The organism is Streptomyces yangpuensis, from assembly GCF_001005295.1.
Classification (GTDB): domain Bacteria; phylum Actinomycetota; class Actinomycetes; order Streptomycetales; family Streptomycetaceae; genus Streptomyces; species Streptomyces yangpuensis.
Genome location: NZ_LBMK01000007.1, coordinates 1 through 14,657 on the forward strand (window position 1 = coordinate 1; position 14,657 = coordinate 14,657).

Below are 14,657 nucleotides of genomic sequence, written 5' to 3' on the forward strand. Positions count from 1 at the left end.
CGGCCCCCCGACCGACCCGCACCGTGCCGGTACCCCGCCCCGCGGCACGGCTCCGGCCGGACAACACCCCCGCTCCCGAAGCCGGCTCGCGCTGCTGGAGGGGGGACGGGGAGGGGTGTCCCCGCAGGACGAGGCGCGACAAAGCCGTCTGGCCGGGCCAGGGTCGCACGCGCCGAGCCGAGGAGATACCCCTGCCCGGCCTCCCGACCGACCCGCACCGTGCCGGTGCTCCGCCGAGCAACCCCGCAGGGGCCCCGCATTAGGCTTCGGGCGTGAACGAGATACGGATCCGGCCGGGCGGCCCGGCGGACGCACCGGCCCTGCTGGACATGCTCGACTCCGCCGTGGCCTGGATGAACGCCCGCGGCAACACGGAGCAGTGGGGCACGACGCCGTACTCGCAGCGGCCCGGCGGCGCCGAGCGGGTCGAGCGGTACACGACCGAGAACACCCCGTACATCGCGGAGTCGGACGGGGTGCCCGTCGGCGCCCTGGTGCTGGATTCCGGGCCGAGTCCGCAGCTGCCGATCGCACCGGCTGCGGAACCCGAGCGGTACGTGCGGCTGCTGGTCTCCGACCGGCGGCACGCGGGCCGGGGCATTGGGGCGGCGCTGCTGGAGCACGCCGCCGAGGAGACCCGGCGAGCCGGTGTCACCCTCCTGCGTGTCGACTGCTGGGCGGGCGGCGGGGGTGAACTGGTTGCGTTCTACGAGCGCAACGGCTTCGCCCCGACGGACCGCTTCCTTTCCGGCGACTGGCCGGGACAGGTGCTGGCACGACGGCTCGCCGGAGCCGCCGGCTGACGGCGCGGAAAAAGAAATGGCCGCGACGCTCAGGGGTGCCGGCGCCTCCCGGAGGAAACGCCCCGTTCTCCTGCCCGGCACCGACCGTGATCATCCGATCGGGACTCCCGTTCGACCGGCACCGTTCGAGAGCGGAACGACGGGAACCCCTGACGGCGGACCGTTGCTCGCCCTGCCGGCGCCCTACTTCTTCGGTGTGAAGACGAGCAGCCGGTCGAGGAGCAGCGAGGAGAGGGCGGGGCGGGTGAGGGTGTCGGGCTGCATGTAGGCGCGTGCTACGAACCGGAGTGTGCTCATGTCGACGGGCCGGTCGGTGCCGTGCTGCGCGCAGAAGTCGGTGCTGGTGGGCGGGAGTGTGGTGACGTGCGGTCCGGCCGGTCCGGTGTCGCCGGCGCGGCTGAAGGTCCAGGCGTAGAGCTTGTCCGCGTGCGGCTGGTCGGGGATGAAGTCGTCTGCGCTGCCTTGCAGTTCGCGGTTGTTCTTGGCAGTCAGGGCCACGGCGGCCTTGGCGTCGGCGTAGAGGGTGGCGCTCGAGTAGGTCGCCTGGCCGGTGGCCGCATGGTTCGTGCCGTACGCGACCACGAAGGAGCCGTCCGGCAGGCTGAAGTTCCGGGTGATCGGGTCGTCGGCGTCGTTGGAGAGGGCGCCCACCCCCGTGATGGGCGGATCGATCACCAGGTTGTCCTGCAGTCCCGGGTTCGACTCCTCGAAGCCGCGCTCGACCACTTCGTCGCGCGCCTCATAGCCCGGGTGGGCGTCGATGATTCGCTGGCGCAGCAGTTGCAGGGTGGGGTTGAGGTCGAGTTCGGTGGCCCCGGTCCCGGAGACACGCAGATGGGGGACGGGCAGCGGATCGGGTCCGTACACCGGCGTCGCCTCGTTCCCGGAGTTGCTCTGCGGGCGTACCCGGAAGACCTGGAGCGGAGGTGTGGCGCGGTAGTCGTCGAGCGCCTTCTCGAAGCCGGGCTCGGCCACGGCCGTGCGGATGCCGAGCAGGAACTGATCGGCATCCTGGTCGAGACCGAGCCGGTACATGGCCGGCGGGATCGTCATGTTGTTCGTCGCGTGCGCCAGTCCGGAGGCGTCCAGCATCCTGTTCACCTCCGCCCGGGTGCGCCCGTTACCGGTGATCACCAGGGCGAACGGCCGGTCGTACGGTGTCCGACCCTGTGTGCGCACGGTCCTGTTGTTGACCGGGTCGCCCACGGAGGTCCACAGGAGCGGTCCGGTGGGCAGGGAGCCTTTCAGCATGGTGAGGTCGAAGGAGAAGTACTCCTCCGGCGGCGGCGTGGTGCCGATCAGGACGATGGCCTCGTCCTGCCGCAGGCGCCACGTCGCGGGTGGGTTGGTGTTGGGTGCCTGGCCCGGGACCTCCGGCATGCCGGTGACGATGTAGGGCGACTGGGGATTGGGCCACATCGCGCTGAATACGGCGCCCTCGCAGTACCTCTTGTTCAGGTCGAAGACGGCCTCGGTTCCCGACTGCGAGACGTAGCCGGATTTGGCCAGTTGGTGCTTGAACCTCTCGACCTGCCGGTCGGTGTCGGTCGACGGAGAGGCTTTCCCGTGGGCCGAGGCCAGGGATTCCGCGAGGGCGCCGCGGGAGGGGGCTGGTGGCGTGGCTGCCATCGCGGTCGGTGCGGCCAGGAGCACGGCGGCGGCCAGGCCGAGGAGAGCCGGACGCCGGCGCAGGGGAAACGTCGTCATGCCAGACCCCTATCCGGCCCGCGTCTCGCGCCTTGGCCACCACGCCGCAATCACCACCTGACCTCACTCATCCGGAACACCGTCGTGGGCGGCTGCGCGGTGCTGATGGTGTGGGTGCCGACGTGGCCACCACTGCGGGAGGTGGGGCGATTTCGGGGAGCAGGGCCCCGTAGGAGGACGACCAGCCACCTGGGCCGAGGCGCCGCCCTCAGGACCGTGAATCGTTCGATTGACAGACCCGCTGTCGACGTCTCCGGGGGAGGCCCGGAATCTAATCGGTGGTGCCGTGTCCTGGGGTGGGGCTATGGTTCTGCTCGTCCCGAGGCGCGGCTGTGTCGTTGCCGAGGGCACGGTGTCGGTTCGTTGAGAAGAAGCAGGGGGTGAGGACATTGATGACTGTCACGGTGACGGGCTCTGCCCGCATTCAGGAGTTCATCGTTCCCACCCCTGTGGTCTCCGGCTGACACCCACTCGATCCGCGCGCTCGGAGCGCGCCGCCGGGGCCACCCTTCGAAGGGTTCCCCTTGTCCAACGCTCCGCTCCACCCGTTTTCCGCTTCCGCGATCCAGCACCCGCTCGCCCTCTACGGCTGGGACGAGGGCTGGGAGGCCGAGTTCGCCCCGCACGCCGCTCAGGGGCTCCTCCCTGGGAGGGTCGTCCGGGTCGATCGTGGTCAGTGTGATGTGGTCACCCCTGACGGCGTCGTCCGTGCCGACACCGCGTTCGTCGTTCCCCGTGACCCGATGAAGGTCGTGTGCACGGGGGACTGGGTCGCCGTCGACCCCGAGGGCAGTGATCCTCGGTACGCGCAGACGATCCTGCCTCGGCGGACCGCCTTCGTGCGGTCGACGTCGTCCAAGCGGTCCGAGGGCCAGGTGCTGGCCACCAACATCGATCACATCGTCATCTGTGTGTCGCTCGCGGTCGAACTCGACCTCGGGCGGATCGAACGGTTCCTCGCGCTCGCGATGTCCAGTTCGAGCGGCGAGGCACTGCTGCGTACGCCGGCGGACTCCTGGGAGTCGGGTGCGCAGCCGCTGGTCGTCCTCACCAAGGCGGACCTGGTCGCGGACCCGGTCACCCTCGGCCACCTGGTTCAGGACGTGGAGACCACCGCCCCGGGCGTCCAGGTCCTCACGGTCTCCTCGCACACCGGGGAGGGCACCGACGTCCTCGGCGCGATCGTCGCCGACGGCACCAGCGTCCTGCTCGGCGTCTCCGGCGCGGGCAAGTCCACCCTGGCGAACGCGCTGCTCGGCGCTGACGCCATGGAGGTCCAGGCCACCCGTGACGTCGACGGCAAGGGGCGGCACACCACGACCACCCGCAACCTCCTCGTCCTGCCGGGCGGAGGGGTCCTCATCGACACCCCGGGCCTGCGCGGCGTCGGGCTGTTCGACGCGGAGGCGGGGGTCGGACAGGTCTTCTCCGAGATCGAGGACTACGCCGCCGAATGCCGCTTCCACGACTGCGCCCACGAGGCGGAGCCGGGCTGCGCGGTGCTCGCGGCGCTGGAATCGGGGGCCCTGCCGGAGCGGCGCCTGGAGAGCTACCGCAAGCTGCTGCGGGAGAACCAGCGGATCGTCGCGAAGACGGACGCCCGGCTGCGGTCGGAGATCCGTCGTGACTGGCGGCTGAAGTCGGCGGTGGGCCGGGCCAACTACTCCGCCAAGCGCGGCGGCCGGGTCTGACCCGGGCCGTCCGCCCCCCGGACCCCGGTCCGGGGGGCGGACGGCGGACGGACCGCGCCGAGGAGAGGGCGGGCGCCTGCCGCGCGAGCCGTGGCGGCAGGACCGATGCTGGACGCATGGACACCATCCACCGCCCGAGAGCGGCCCGTGCGGGCAGGCGTCTGGCCGCGTACGTGGGCATGGCGAGCGTGTTGACGCTCGGGTTCGCGACGAACGCCGGTGCCGTGCAGCACGTCGCCGGCCCGTCGACCCTTACCTGGGGGCAGACCAGGACCTACAGCGACGGCCTGGCCGTCACCGTCGCCCGGCCCACCGCCTTCACCCCGAGCGGCACCTCCGCGGGCCACCGGGCGGGCAACCAGGCGGTGGCCTGGAAGGTCACGCTGAAGAACTCGACCACCGAGGCCTTCGCGACGGCGCTGGTCGCCGTGTACGCGAAGTACGGGAAGGCGGGCGAGCAGGCCGAGCGGGTCTTCGACAGCGCGAAGGGCATCGGGGCCGGCTTCGAGGGCAGCATCAGCCCCGGCCGGTCCGCGACCGTGACGTACGTGTTCGACATCCCGAAGGCCGGCGTCGACCAGCTCGACCTGGAGGTCGTACCGGACGTCGTCACGTACGACGGCACCCACTGGACCGGCCCCCTCTACCCGAGGACCGGACAGGTCCGACAGACCTGAGCCGCCCCTACGGGGTGTCCGGGAACGGGGCGCCGCAGGCGGGGCAGTGGCGGGCGTCGTGGGCGCGGTCGGTGTCGAGGCGGCCGCAGGCGTCGCAGACCAGGTGGAGCAGGCAGGCCGGCTCGCCGGCGTCCGACGGTTCGGCGGGCGGGCCGGGAACGGGCGGGCCGGGTACGCGCGGGTCCGGTACGGGCGGGTCCGGTACGGGCGTGTCCACGGCGGCTCCCCGGCCGGGTGGAGGCGGTGGCACCGCCTCGGAGACCGCGAGGGTATCCCGCCGGGCCGGAGGGGGTTCACCGTCGAACCCCTCCGGCCGCGGCGGCGGTGTCAGGCTCCGGCCGGGGTGCGCGGAGCGCGGCGCATCGCCCACAGGGCGGGGCCGCCCCCGGGAAGCCGGGCCTCCCCGAGCACGGTGAAGCCGAAGTGCTCGTAGAAGGGCAGGTTGTCGGGCTTGGACGACTCCAGGTAGACCGGCAGGCCCGCCGCGTCGGCCTGGGCCAGGCCCGAGCGCAGCAGAGCCGCCCCGTGCCCCTGGCCCCGGGCGGCCGGGTTGGCGCCTATCACAGCCAGGTACCAGTGGGGCTCGGCCGGGGAGTGCTTGGCGGCCTCCTCGACGGCTTCGCGGAACAGCTCGGCGCGGTCGCCGAGGATGTCCTGGAGCTCGCGGACGGTCTCCGCGTCGGGTACGGCCTTGTCCCGGCCCGCCGGCGACACCCAGAAGGAGGCCGCGGCGTCGGTGCGCTCGCACACACCGTGGTGGACGTACTGCCGGGTGAACAGCGTGGTGAAGTAGCGGATCAGCCCGGCCTCGCGAGAGGAGTCGTCGGGGAAGAACCAGCGCATCATCGGGTCGTCGTCGAAGGCGGCGGCCAGGGTGCGGCCGACCATACGGGCATCGTCGACCGTGGCCGTCTTCGGAGCGTTCGTCATGGGCATACGTGTCATTCTGCCCCCCTGATGATCTTGAGCGGCAGGCGGGCCCCGTCGGCGCCGGCCCGCCCGGACGCTCCAGGGCCGCGATCTGAGCGGGCACCGGGGTCAGCCCGCGGCCACCGCGCCCACCCACGCCCCCACCACCAGCAGACACGCGAACAGTTCCACCAGCACGCTCGTGCCCACCGCCCGCATCACCACCCGCGTCGCCGCCCAGGCCTCGCCGTGCCCGCCCAGCCGGAGCCGCTCGCAGAGGTAGATGCCGCCCACGAAGCCCGGGACCGCCCCCACCACCGGGACCAGTACGAAGCCCAGTACCGCACCCGCGCCCGCGAAGGCCGCCGTCCGGGGGGTGGCCGGGAGGCCGCGGGTACGCCGGGGCGGCAGCTGCCACTTCACCACCTGGACCACCAGCAGCAGGGCCGTCGCCGCGACCAGCAGCGACCACGCCGGCGTCGACCGCTCGTGCAGCCCCCACCACAGCAGCCCCGCCCACACCAGCCAGGTCCCCGGCACGCCGGGAACCAGTACCCCGACCAGCCCGAGCAGCAGCACCAGACCCACCAGGAGCAGCTGCGGCACGTCCACCCGCTCAGCGTGCCCGACCGGTGGCTACCGGGCCACCCAGCCGCGTTCGTACGCGTGCCAGCCCAGCTGCAGCCGGGTCGTCACCCCCGACAGCTCCATCAGGCCCTTGACCCGCCGCTGCACCGTCCGCAGGCCCAGCTCCAGGTGCTTGGCCACGCTCGCGTCCGTCATGCCCGCCAGCAGCAGCGACAGGATCTCCAGGTCCGTGGCGTCCGGGACGCCCCCCGACTCCTCCGCCGACCCGGCCGCGCCCAGCCGCAGCGGAACCGACTCCCGCCACACCGCCTCGAACAGGCCCGTCAGCGACTCCAGCAGCCCGGACGCGTGCACCACCAGCGCCGCCGGCTGCGCGCCGTGCGCCGTCAGCAGGACCATGGCCAGGGTCCGGTCCGCGATCACCAGCTGCGTCGGGACCTCCGACGTCACCCGGACCTGCTCGCCCCGGGCCAGCGCCGAGGAGGCCTCCCGGATCCCGCTCGGCAGGGTCAGCACCTCCCGCTCGATCACCACCCGGTGATCGACGCCGCGCACCGGGGCCCGGTCCTCCGCCTCGTTGTCGGTGCCCGTCACCACCTGCGGGCGGCCGCTGACCAGGGCGCACACCTCTTTCTGCGCGCCCAGCCGCAGCTGGTGGAAGCGGTGCGCCACCGCGCTCGCGCCCTGCACCACCTCCACGAGGTCGTGCACCGCCGGTTCGGCCGCCTCCGCCCGGTACTCCTCCGCCAGCAGCGCCGCCGCCAGTTCCGCCTGCTCCAGCTCGTGCCGCTGCCGGGTCAGCAGGGCCCCGAGCGCGACACCCGGTGGAGCCGCCACCCAGCGCCCCGGCCGGGCCGAGGACTGCGCCGCCAGCCCGTGCCGCTCCAGGTGGCGCAGGGTCCGTTCGGTCTGCGGCACCGGCAGGGTCAGCCGGTGCGCCAGGTCGGGGACCTCGGCCGCGCCCAGCGCCACCAGGGCGCGGTACGCGGACTCCTGGCCCTCGTCCAGGCCTATGGCACCCAGCAACCCGTCCACCACCTTTCGACACAACACCGCCTGGCGGGAAGCGGCCACGGCGCGAACCCGCCGCCGACATCATCGCCGTACCCCCCGCCCCTCTGCCAAGGTTGCGCCGCCGCAGCACCAACATCCGTCGGCCGGCCGTCATTTGGGCGGCATCTTTGCCGTGCAATGCAGCAGTTGGCCGTAATTCACCCGGGGAGAGCGATGCGCCCGATATCGCGCACGGCGATCGGCGCGGCTGCAGCGGCCGTCCTCGCGGAGAGTGGAACCGGCCGGGGCGAAGGGTGCGACGGTCACCCTGGCGGTCGCGCGGATGTGCGACGTCCGATGATCCGTGCGACCTGGACTCTTTTCGTGCATTCGGCGTTTTCCGTCCCCACCGGCAGCCGAGAATGAGGGCATGAGTCAGCAGGGCGCGGACGACTGGTGGCAGAAGCTCTACGAGGATCCGGACGCGGGGCCGGCACCCGACCCGGGGGACACCCTCGACAACCGCTTCCGGTCGGCGGCGGGCGTGACGGGTGACCCGGCCGGGCCGCTGCCGACCCCGCGCCCGGAGCCGACCGCCGGGCCCCCGCCGACGACCCCGGTCCCACCCCCGCGCCCGTCCCCCGAAGCGTCTGCGCCCCCGGCTCCGGCCGTGCCGCCCCGCGAGTGGCCCGCCCCACCGCCGGCACCGCCGTCCACCGGGGCAGGTTCTGCACCGCCCGGCGAGCGGCACCTCCCACCGGCTCCGCCGTCCGCGCCGCCCAACGCGGGAGCGGCTGCGCCGCCCGGCGAGCGGTACGCGCCGCCGTCGGCGCCGGGTGCTGGGCCCGGCGAGCGGTACGCCCCACCGTCGGCACCGGGTGCTGGACCCGGCGAACGTTCCGTCCCACCGGCTCCGCCGGACGACCAGGCCGCGTCGGCGGCTTCGGCGTTGCGGCTCGACCCCGGCCGGCCGGGTGGGCCGTCGGCTGCGGACGGGGGCTCGGCAGGTGCCGGGTACTGGTCCCCGCTGCCGGCTTCCGGGCAGCCAGCCGGGGAGCGGTTCGGGCCGGCGCCCGATTCGGCGCCGCCCTGGCACGGGGCGCAGCCGCGTGATCCGCGGACCGGCGGTGCCACCGGTTACGTCCTCGGGGGCGTCGACGTGCCGCCCGCCCGGCGGGCGCAGGCCCCACGCCCGGAGGACCGCACCGAGGAGGTGCCCCAGCCCGCCCCCGCCCCCGCCCCCGCCGCGCCGCAACCGCGGCCCGAAGTGCACCACCTCGGCGACCGCGCGCCCACCTACGCCGCCGAACCGGGCCCGCTCCCGCCCGCCGACCCGGCCGCCCTCGACGCGCTGGTCCCGGACACCGTCCTGGAGGGAGCCCGTTACGGCGGCTACACCCTCCGCGCCGCCTCCCTGCGCGGCGACTCCGCCCGCTACCGCGGGGAGAACCGCCGGGACTTCCTGCTCACCGCCCGCTTCGGCACCGGCGACGACGCCCTGGTCCTCGTCGCCCTCGCCGGCGGCGACCGGGCCGCCCCCGGTGCCGCCGAAGCCGCCGCCGACCTGTGCCGCACGGTCGCCGCGGCCGTCGGCCGGAGCCAGGGCCGGCTGGCCGACGACATCAGGGCCGGGCGCCGCGATGCCCTGCGCTCCGGCCTCCAGCGGCTCACCGACCGCGGCTACGGACGCCTGCGGGCCCGTGCCGCCGAGCTGGGGCTCGCTGAGGAGCAGTACACGGCCGGGCTGCGCGGGCTGCTGCTGCCGGTGGACCCGGAATGCCGCACCCGGGTGTCCTTCGGCGCCGGCGCGGGCGGACTCTTCCGGCTCCGTTCGGGCCAATGGCACGACCTGGAATCCCCCGGAGCCGCCGGGACCCCCGGAGCCGCCGGGACCCCCGGGCCCGCGGCGCAGCCCGACGCCGACACCGCCGGACCGGCCGGCACCGCCGACACGGCCGGCGAGCCCGGGAGCGCCTTCCGGTTCCGGGCCTCCGTGGCCAGGCCCGGGGACACCCTGCTCCTGTGCTCGGGCGGCCTCGCGGAGCCGATGCGGGAGGAGGCCGCCCTCCAGGCCGAGCTCGCCGCCCGCTGGTCCGAGCCGGAGCCGCCCGGCCTCGCCGCCTTCCTCGCTGACACCCAGCTCCGCCTCAAGGGGTACGCCGACGACCGTACGGCCGCCGCGGTCTGGGAGGCGTAACCGGCGCGGGCATGGCCGGCCGGGCGGCAGCGGCACGGCCGGGGCGCACGCCTGGGTGACGAAGTGCGCCGGCCGGGTCAGGGCTCCCGTCGGGACCGGGATACGCGCAAGGCGTGCCGGGACCGTGAGGGTGCGGTACACGCGCGGGAGCGCCCCGCGGCGCGTGGCTGCGGGGCGTCCAGGTGGTGTCAGTCGACCATCTGCCCGTCGCCCGTGCCACCCTTGCAGGTGTTGGTCGCCCAGTCGACCGTTCCGCCGCCCTTCTCGCACTCACCCGGGGTGAGGCTTCCGGCGACAGTGGCGGTGGGGGCAGCGGTGGCGGTGGCGGCACCGGCGAGGCCGAGTCCGGCGAGGGCTGCCGTGGCGATGACGGCGGCGAGAGTTCGTCGAATGCGCATGTGGTTTCCCTTTCACGGATTGTCTCGGTTGGGCATGCCACTACTCAGCTTGATCTTCACCCGTTCGGGTGGCGCGCTGGATTACTCCATTCGAGTGACGCCCGCCCATCCGCCCATCCACCCACCTGCCTGCCTGCTTGCGAGGCCCGGAGGGCCGTGCTCGCCCTGAAGGTGCGGTCGTGACGACGTACACGCACACGGTGGAGAACCACACGCCGATCCATCCCGGGTGCATGGCCTCGGTCCTCGACGAACCAGCCGGCATGGAGCCGGTGCTCACGGTCGGCACGGGCATGTGCAATGTGGGGGCGGCGCGCTATCTTTCCCCGAACGGCAAGCGGCGCATCATCGGCTCCTTCAGCCACGGCTCGATGGCCAACGCCCTCCCGCAGACCATCGGCGCACAGTTCACCGATCGCGGCCGTCAAGTGGTGTCGATGTCCGGCGATGGCGGTTTCTCCCTGCTGATGGGAGATTTCCTCACACTGGTGCAGTACGACCTCCCCGTCAAAGTGGTCCTCTTCAACAACTCGTCCCTCGGCATGGTCGAGTGGGAGATGCCGGTTTCCGGCCTTCCTTCCTGCGGGACGGAGAACAAGAACCCGGACTTCGCCGCGACCGCCCGCGCGGCGGGTGCGCACGGGGTCCGTGTGGACAAGCCCAGGCAGCTCAGCGGGGCTTTGCAGGACGCTTTCCGGCATCGCGGACCCGCTCTGGTGGATGTGGTGACCGCCCCCAGCGCCCTGTCGGTTCCTCCGAAGACCAGCGCCGAAACGGTGACCGGATTCGCACGGTCCGCCAGCAAGATCGTGCTCGACGGAGGGGTGGGGCGGATGATCCGGATGGCTCGATCCAACCTCCGCAACGTGCCCCGTACGTAAGCCCGCAGGAGTGCGGATCCACCCCGGGGGCATGCATCCCGTAGACCTGTTCGAGAGCGACGGACACGGGAGGGACACCGCCGTGCGGGTGGGGGCGAAGACGGGGAAGCTGTGGAGGAGAGGCGCGCCGGTACCGCGCGAGCCGTCCGGCGTCGAGGACGGGGCAGCGGCGGAGACGCTGCGCATCAGCCGGAGCGTGCGCCGCGCGGACCTGAAGGCGGTGGGCGAGGTCCGCCGGGCCCTCAGGGAGATGATGCGCCACCGGTGCAGGACCGAGGCCACCGACGTGGCCGAACTGCTGATCACGGAGCTCGTCACGAACGCTCTCGTCCACACCGACCGCGGCGCGGAGGTGTCCGTCAGCCTCACGGCCGCACGGTTACGGGTGGAGGTCAGGGACCATACGGCACGCCGTCCCCGGCCGTACGTACCGACCGCCGACGACGGTACGCACGGCCGGGGACTCGTGCTGGTGGAGGCGCTGGCCGACGACTGGGGCGTGGACGCGCTCGCCCTGGGCGGCGGCAAGGTGGTGTGGTTCGAGCTGGACGGCCGCCGCGACGGCCCCGCCCCGGCTCCGGCCCAGGCCCCGTACGCCGCAGGGCCCGCCTGAACGGGCGGGCCCTGCGGGGTGTCCCCTGGTCCGGACCTGTCAGCCGAACTGCTGCTCCAGGTCCTTGAGTTTGCGCTCCAGCGAGTCCAGCCGGGGAATGGTCTGGGTGTCGTCCTCGGCGGTGAGGTCCACCGTCCGGGTGCCGGTCACGTCAGTGAATTCGGTGTGGCCCACGGCCTGCAGGGAGGGCCGGCGGCGTAGCGGCAGCTGTCCCGCTTCCGGTATGGCCGGCTCCGCGCCGACCGGCGCGGAGCCAGCTCCCTGCGTCAGCTCCGGGAGTTCGACCTGACGGCCGCGAGACCGTCCGAACGCCCGGTTCTGCCGGCCCAGCGCCTTGATGCGCGCCCGGTCGAGCCGGTTCTGGTCGCGCCTGCGGTGCCGGTCCTGCTCCCTCTGCTTCTTGTCCTCACGCACCTCGTCCACGGCCTCGTCGAGGGTGCGGACCCCCTCCAGCAGCATGAGGGACCATGCGCCGAAGGTCTCCCGGGGCGCCCGCAGCCAGCGGACCATCCGGATCTGCGGCAGCGGCCTCGGGATGAGGCCCTGTTCGCGCAGGGCCGCCCGGCGGGTCTGCTTGAGGGCGCGGTCGAAGAGGACGGCGGCCGAGAGCGACATACCCGCGAAGAACTGCGGAGCGCCGTCATGGCCCAGACCGCGCGGGGCGTGCACCCAGTTGAACCAGGCGGCCGCTCCCGCGAACAGCCAGACCAGCATGCGCGACCCGAGGGCCGCGTCGCCGTGGCTGGCCTCGCGGACGGCGAGCACCGAGCAGAACATGGCGGCGCCGTCGAGGCCGAAGGGCACCAGGTACTCCCAGCCTCCGGAGAGGTTGAGGTTCTGCCGGCCGAAGCCGACCAGCCCGTGGAAGGAGAGCGCGGCGGCCACCGCCGCGCAGCAGAAGAGCAGGACGTACGAGGCCGTCCCGTAGACGGCCTCCTTGCGCCGCCGCCGCTCCTCGCTGCGTTCCCAGCTGTCGTCGGCCGCGGCCTTCTCGCTCTCGCGCTTGCCCCGTGCCAGTACCGCAACCGCCGCAAGTACGCCCAGGATCAGCAGGCTGCCGGGCAGCAGCCAGTCCAGCGATATGTCGGTCAGTCTCATGCGGATGTCCCTTGCCTCGCGTATGCGGCTGTGCGGCTTTCCGGGCGCCATAGTGGCGCAGCCGGTGCGCCGTGCACGCGGGTTTCGGGGCAAGTGGACGCCATCGGGGTGCGGGCCCCGCCGGATAGGGTGTTGTATCTCGAACTGGTGCCCGTGTGGCCAGAGTTGCGTTCGAATACCGCCACCTCCAGGGGTGGCTTAGAGTCGGCCGCCGGGAACGGTCCGCAGGTCGGTGTCCGCGTGCGGGCGTTCCTGCCGGGGGGTCAGGCGGCTTCCGCCGTGAGGCGGGTGATGCGGTCCGCGTCGCAGGTGCGGGGGCAGGTCACGCAGGTGTCCTCCGGGCGGATCGTGTAGAAGAAGCAGCAGCTGGCCCGGTCGCGGGTGGGCAGTTCGCGGCCGTCGGGGCCGGAGAGGGTGCGGAAGCCGGCACCGCCGGTGTACGGGGCCGTCGAGCCCGGCAGCAGGGCCTCCAGTTCGGCCATCGTCCGGTGCTCCTCGCCGAGCAGGTGGCCGACGTACCAGAGGCTCTCGACGACCTCGTCGGTCACCATGCCCCACAGGGCGCGGCGGCCGCGCCGCATGCGCGGGGCGAAACCTTCCAGCACGGGTTCGAGGTGCTGGGCCACCGCAGCCCGCACCTCTGCGCGCAGCGCCTCCTCGTCGGGCACGACGTGGGCCCCGGGGAGGCCGGCCGCCGGATCGTCCGGCAGGCAGGCGAAGCTCTCGACGTGGACGGCCATCCGGCCGAGGGTCCGGTGGAAGGCGACCTCGGCGACGGGGAGCCGGGGGACCCGCCGGTGGAGGAACCACGGGAGCGTGATCAGCAGGCAGGCGGGCCACGCGTACCGGTGGAGCCCGAAGCTCGCGATCACATCGGGCCGCGCCTGGGTGCCGTAATCCCTCAGGACCTGGGCGTTGTCCCAGGCGAGGAAGGCGTCGAGGGCGGCCCCGCCGGCCGCCAGCTCGTCCGCGCCCACCCACCCCGCGCCGCGGGGGGAGGGTTCGTGCGCGGCTCGCTCGACGACCCGCAGCCCGCCGTACACGTCGGCCAGCCGGGCGTACGCATCCGCCACCGCGGAGCCGGGCGGGGCGGGGGCGAGCGCCGGGAGGGTCGAGACGGCCATGACGGACCACCGATCGCACGATCGTTAACAGGTTAGCCTTACCTTACTCGATTTCGGTCGATCCGCACCCACCGCGCGCGCGACGCGTCACCTATTCTCGGGACAGGTCGCGACCCGGAGGAGGACCGAGTGCACGAAACGGCCCACGCCCGGGTACCGGAACAAAAGCGGAAGGTACTGCGCCATTCGGTGCGCGGGCAGATCCTCGACGCCCTGCGCGCGGCCCTGGTCGACGGCGAGCTCGTACCCGGGGAGATCTACTCCGGCCCGGCGCTGGGGGAGCGCTTCGGGGTCTCCGCGACCCCCGTGCGCGAGGCGATGCAGCAGCTGGCCGTCGAGGGCGCGGTGGAATGCCTCCCCAACCGGGGCTTCCGCGTCCTGTCACGCACCCCGCGGGAGCTCGCCGAGCTGGCCGAGGTCCGCGCCCTGCTCGAAGTCCCCGTCATGCTGCGACTGGCCCGCACCGTGCCCGGAGCCTCCTGGCAGGCCCTGCGCCCGGCCGCGGCCGCCACTGCCGAGGCGGCCGCCGCGGGTGACCTGCCGGGCTACGCGGAGGCCGACCGGGCCTTCCACCGGGCGGTGCTGCGGCTGGCCGGCAACGACCAGCTGGTCCAGGTGGCGGAGGAACTCCACCGCCGCGCCCAGTGGCCGCTGCCGGGCGCTGCGCGGGTCCGCCGGGCCGATCTCGTCGCCGACGCGGCGGAGCACTCGGCGCTGCTGGAAGCCCTGATCGCGCGGGACCTCCCGGTGGTCGAGGCCCTGGTCCGCGAACACTTCGCCGGCTCCGGGGGCTGACCCCTCCGGTGTCGGGGGAACCGGGCTCCGCCCGGACCCTGTCCTCAAGCGCCGGACGGGCTGAGGTGCCGGGGCTCCGCCCCGGACCCCGCGCATCAAACGCCGGCGAGGCTGGGTTGGCGAGCCCCGTGCATCAAACGCCGGCGAGGGTGGGGGCCGGGCCGGGCTTCGAGGTTCGGGGCG

Annotated in this window: 14 protein-coding genes and 1 pseudogene; 7 read left to right on the forward strand and 8 right to left on the reverse strand. The window is 73.5% G+C overall.

What is annotated here, in order from left to right:
* Window positions 1-329 precede the first annotated feature (329 nt).
* On the forward strand, window positions 330-803 hold the full coding sequence (locus tag AAT21_RS27865) for a GNAT family N-acetyltransferase (protein ID WP_235439259.1): 474 nt from the start codon (window positions 330-332) through the stop codon (window positions 801-803).
* A gap of 183 nt (window positions 804-986) precedes the next feature.
* Here AAT21_RS27865 and AAT21_RS27870 read toward each other — a convergent pair whose 3' ends face one another.
* Window positions 987-2,510, reverse strand: a complete 1,524-nt coding sequence (locus AAT21_RS27870; RefSeq protein WP_046779728.1) for a hypothetical protein — start codon at window positions 2,508-2,510, stop codon at window positions 987-989.
* Window positions 2,511-3,034: 524 nt separating this feature from the next.
* On the opposite strand from AAT21_RS27870, the gene rsgA reads away from it, so the two are divergent.
* Together rsgA and AAT21_RS27880 are read left to right on the forward strand one after the other, a co-directional pair.
* Complete coding sequence (gene rsgA / locus AAT21_RS27875; protein ID WP_046779729.1) at window positions 3,035-4,201, forward strand: ribosome small subunit-dependent GTPase A; 1,167 nt, start codon at window positions 3,035-3,037, stop codon at window positions 4,199-4,201.
* A 116-nt stretch (window positions 4,202-4,317) separates the two neighbouring features.
* Window positions 4,318-4,878: a hypothetical protein gene (locus AAT21_RS27880; RefSeq protein ID WP_052758010.1), complete on the forward strand. Its 561-nt coding sequence runs from the start codon at window positions 4,318-4,320 to the stop codon at window positions 4,876-4,878.
* A 7-nt stretch (window positions 4,879-4,885) separates the two neighbouring features.
* Here the strand turns inward: AAT21_RS27880 and AAT21_RS27885 are convergent, their stop codons facing one another.
* From AAT21_RS27885 to AAT21_RS27900, 4 genes are all read right to left on the reverse strand, one after another.
* Window positions 4,886-5,095: a hypothetical protein gene (locus AAT21_RS27885; protein ID WP_046779730.1), complete on the reverse strand. Its 210-nt coding sequence runs from the start codon at window positions 5,093-5,095 to the stop codon at window positions 4,886-4,888.
* Window positions 5,096-5,205: 110 nt separating this feature from the next.
* The gene (locus tag AAT21_RS27890; RefSeq protein ID WP_046779731.1) at window positions 5,206-5,823 is read right to left on the reverse strand and encodes a GNAT family N-acetyltransferase; all 618 of its coding nucleotides are present in this window, start codon (window positions 5,821-5,823) and stop codon (window positions 5,206-5,208) included.
* Between the two features lie 93 nt (window positions 5,824-5,916).
* On the reverse strand, window positions 5,917-6,399 hold the full coding sequence (locus tag AAT21_RS27895; protein ID WP_046779732.1) for a DUF456 domain-containing protein: 483 nt from the start codon (window positions 6,397-6,399) through the stop codon (window positions 5,917-5,919).
* 24 nt (window positions 6,400-6,423) lie between these two features.
* Window positions 6,424-7,401 carry a helix-turn-helix domain-containing protein gene (locus tag AAT21_RS27900; RefSeq protein WP_046779733.1) on the reverse strand — a complete coding sequence of 326 codons (978 nt, stop codon included), beginning with the start codon at window positions 7,399-7,401 and terminating at the stop codon, window positions 6,424-6,426.
* 397 nt (window positions 7,402-7,798) lie between these two features.
* Here AAT21_RS27900 and AAT21_RS40090 point away from each other — a divergent pair, with 397 nt between their 5' ends.
* Window positions 7,799-9,565, forward strand: a complete 1,767-nt coding sequence (locus AAT21_RS40090; protein WP_046779734.1) for a protein phosphatase 2C domain-containing protein — start codon at window positions 7,799-7,801, stop codon at window positions 9,563-9,565.
* Between the two features lie 188 nt (window positions 9,566-9,753).
* Here AAT21_RS40090 and AAT21_RS27910 read toward each other — a convergent pair whose 3' ends face one another.
* A complete protein-coding gene (locus AAT21_RS27910; RefSeq protein WP_046779735.1) occupies window positions 9,754-9,963 on the reverse strand; it encodes a hypothetical protein in 210 nt (69 codons plus the stop codon).
* 176 nt (window positions 9,964-10,139) lie between these two features.
* Here AAT21_RS27910 and AAT21_RS27915 point away from each other — a divergent pair.
* Window positions 10,140-10,844, forward strand: a pseudogene (locus tag AAT21_RS27915) (thiamine pyrophosphate-dependent enzyme); the annotation flags it as partial.
* Window positions 10,845-11,040: 196 nt separating this feature from the next.
* Window positions 11,041-11,457 (forward strand): ATP-binding protein, encoded by a 417-nt coding sequence (locus AAT21_RS27920; RefSeq protein ID WP_046779936.1) that lies wholly within the window; start codon window positions 11,041-11,043, stop codon window positions 11,455-11,457.
* A 39-nt stretch (window positions 11,458-11,496) separates the two neighbouring features.
* Here the strand turns inward: AAT21_RS27920 and AAT21_RS27925 are convergent, their stop codons facing one another.
* Together AAT21_RS27925 and AAT21_RS27930 are read right to left on the reverse strand one after the other, a co-directional pair.
* The gene (locus tag AAT21_RS27925; RefSeq protein ID WP_046779736.1) at window positions 11,497-12,555 is read right to left on the reverse strand and encodes a DUF2637 domain-containing protein; all 1,059 of its coding nucleotides are present in this window, start codon (window positions 12,553-12,555) and stop codon (window positions 11,497-11,499) included.
* A gap of 263 nt (window positions 12,556-12,818) precedes the next feature.
* Window positions 12,819-13,679: a (2Fe-2S)-binding protein gene (locus AAT21_RS27930; RefSeq protein WP_046779737.1), complete on the reverse strand. Its 861-nt coding sequence runs from the start codon at window positions 13,677-13,679 to the stop codon at window positions 12,819-12,821.
* A gap of 60 nt (window positions 13,680-13,739) precedes the next feature.
* On the opposite strand from AAT21_RS27930, the gene AAT21_RS27935 reads away from it, so the two are divergent.
* A complete protein-coding gene (locus AAT21_RS27935) occupies window positions 13,740-14,474 on the forward strand; it encodes a GntR family transcriptional regulator (RefSeq protein WP_079026009.1) in 735 nt (244 codons plus the stop codon).
* Window positions 14,475-14,657: the final 183 nt, after the last annotated feature.

Excerpts from the sequence above, each read along its gene's own strand:
- AAT21_RS27880 (WP_052758010.1), top strand. The coding sequence starts at position 4,318 with ATGGACACCATCCACCGCCCGAGAGCGGCCCGTGCGGGCAGGCGTCTG.
- AAT21_RS27925 (WP_046779736.1), bottom strand. The coding sequence starts at position 12,555 with ATGAGACTGACCGACATATCGCTGGACTGGCTGCTGCCCGGCAGCCTG.
- AAT21_RS27865 (WP_235439259.1), top strand. The coding sequence starts at position 330 with ATGCTCGACTCCGCCGTGGCCTGGATGAACGCCCGCGGCAACACGGAG.
- AAT21_RS27890 (WP_046779731.1), bottom strand. The coding sequence starts at position 5,823 with ATGACACGTATGCCCATGACGAACGCTCCGAAGACGGCCACGGTCGAC.
- AAT21_RS27910 (WP_046779735.1), bottom strand. The coding sequence starts at position 9,963 with ATGCGCATTCGACGAACTCTCGCCGCCGTCATCGCCACGGCAGCCCTC.
- AAT21_RS27930 (WP_046779737.1), bottom strand. The coding sequence starts at position 13,679 with ATGGCCGTCTCGACCCTCCCGGCGCTCGCCCCCGCCCCGCCCGGCTCC.
- AAT21_RS40090 (WP_046779734.1), top strand. The coding sequence starts at position 7,799 with ATGAGTCAGCAGGGCGCGGACGACTGGTGGCAGAAGCTCTACGAGGAT.
- AAT21_RS27870 (WP_046779728.1), bottom strand. The coding sequence starts at position 2,510 with ATGACGACGTTTCCCCTGCGCCGGCGTCCGGCTCTCCTCGGCCTGGCC.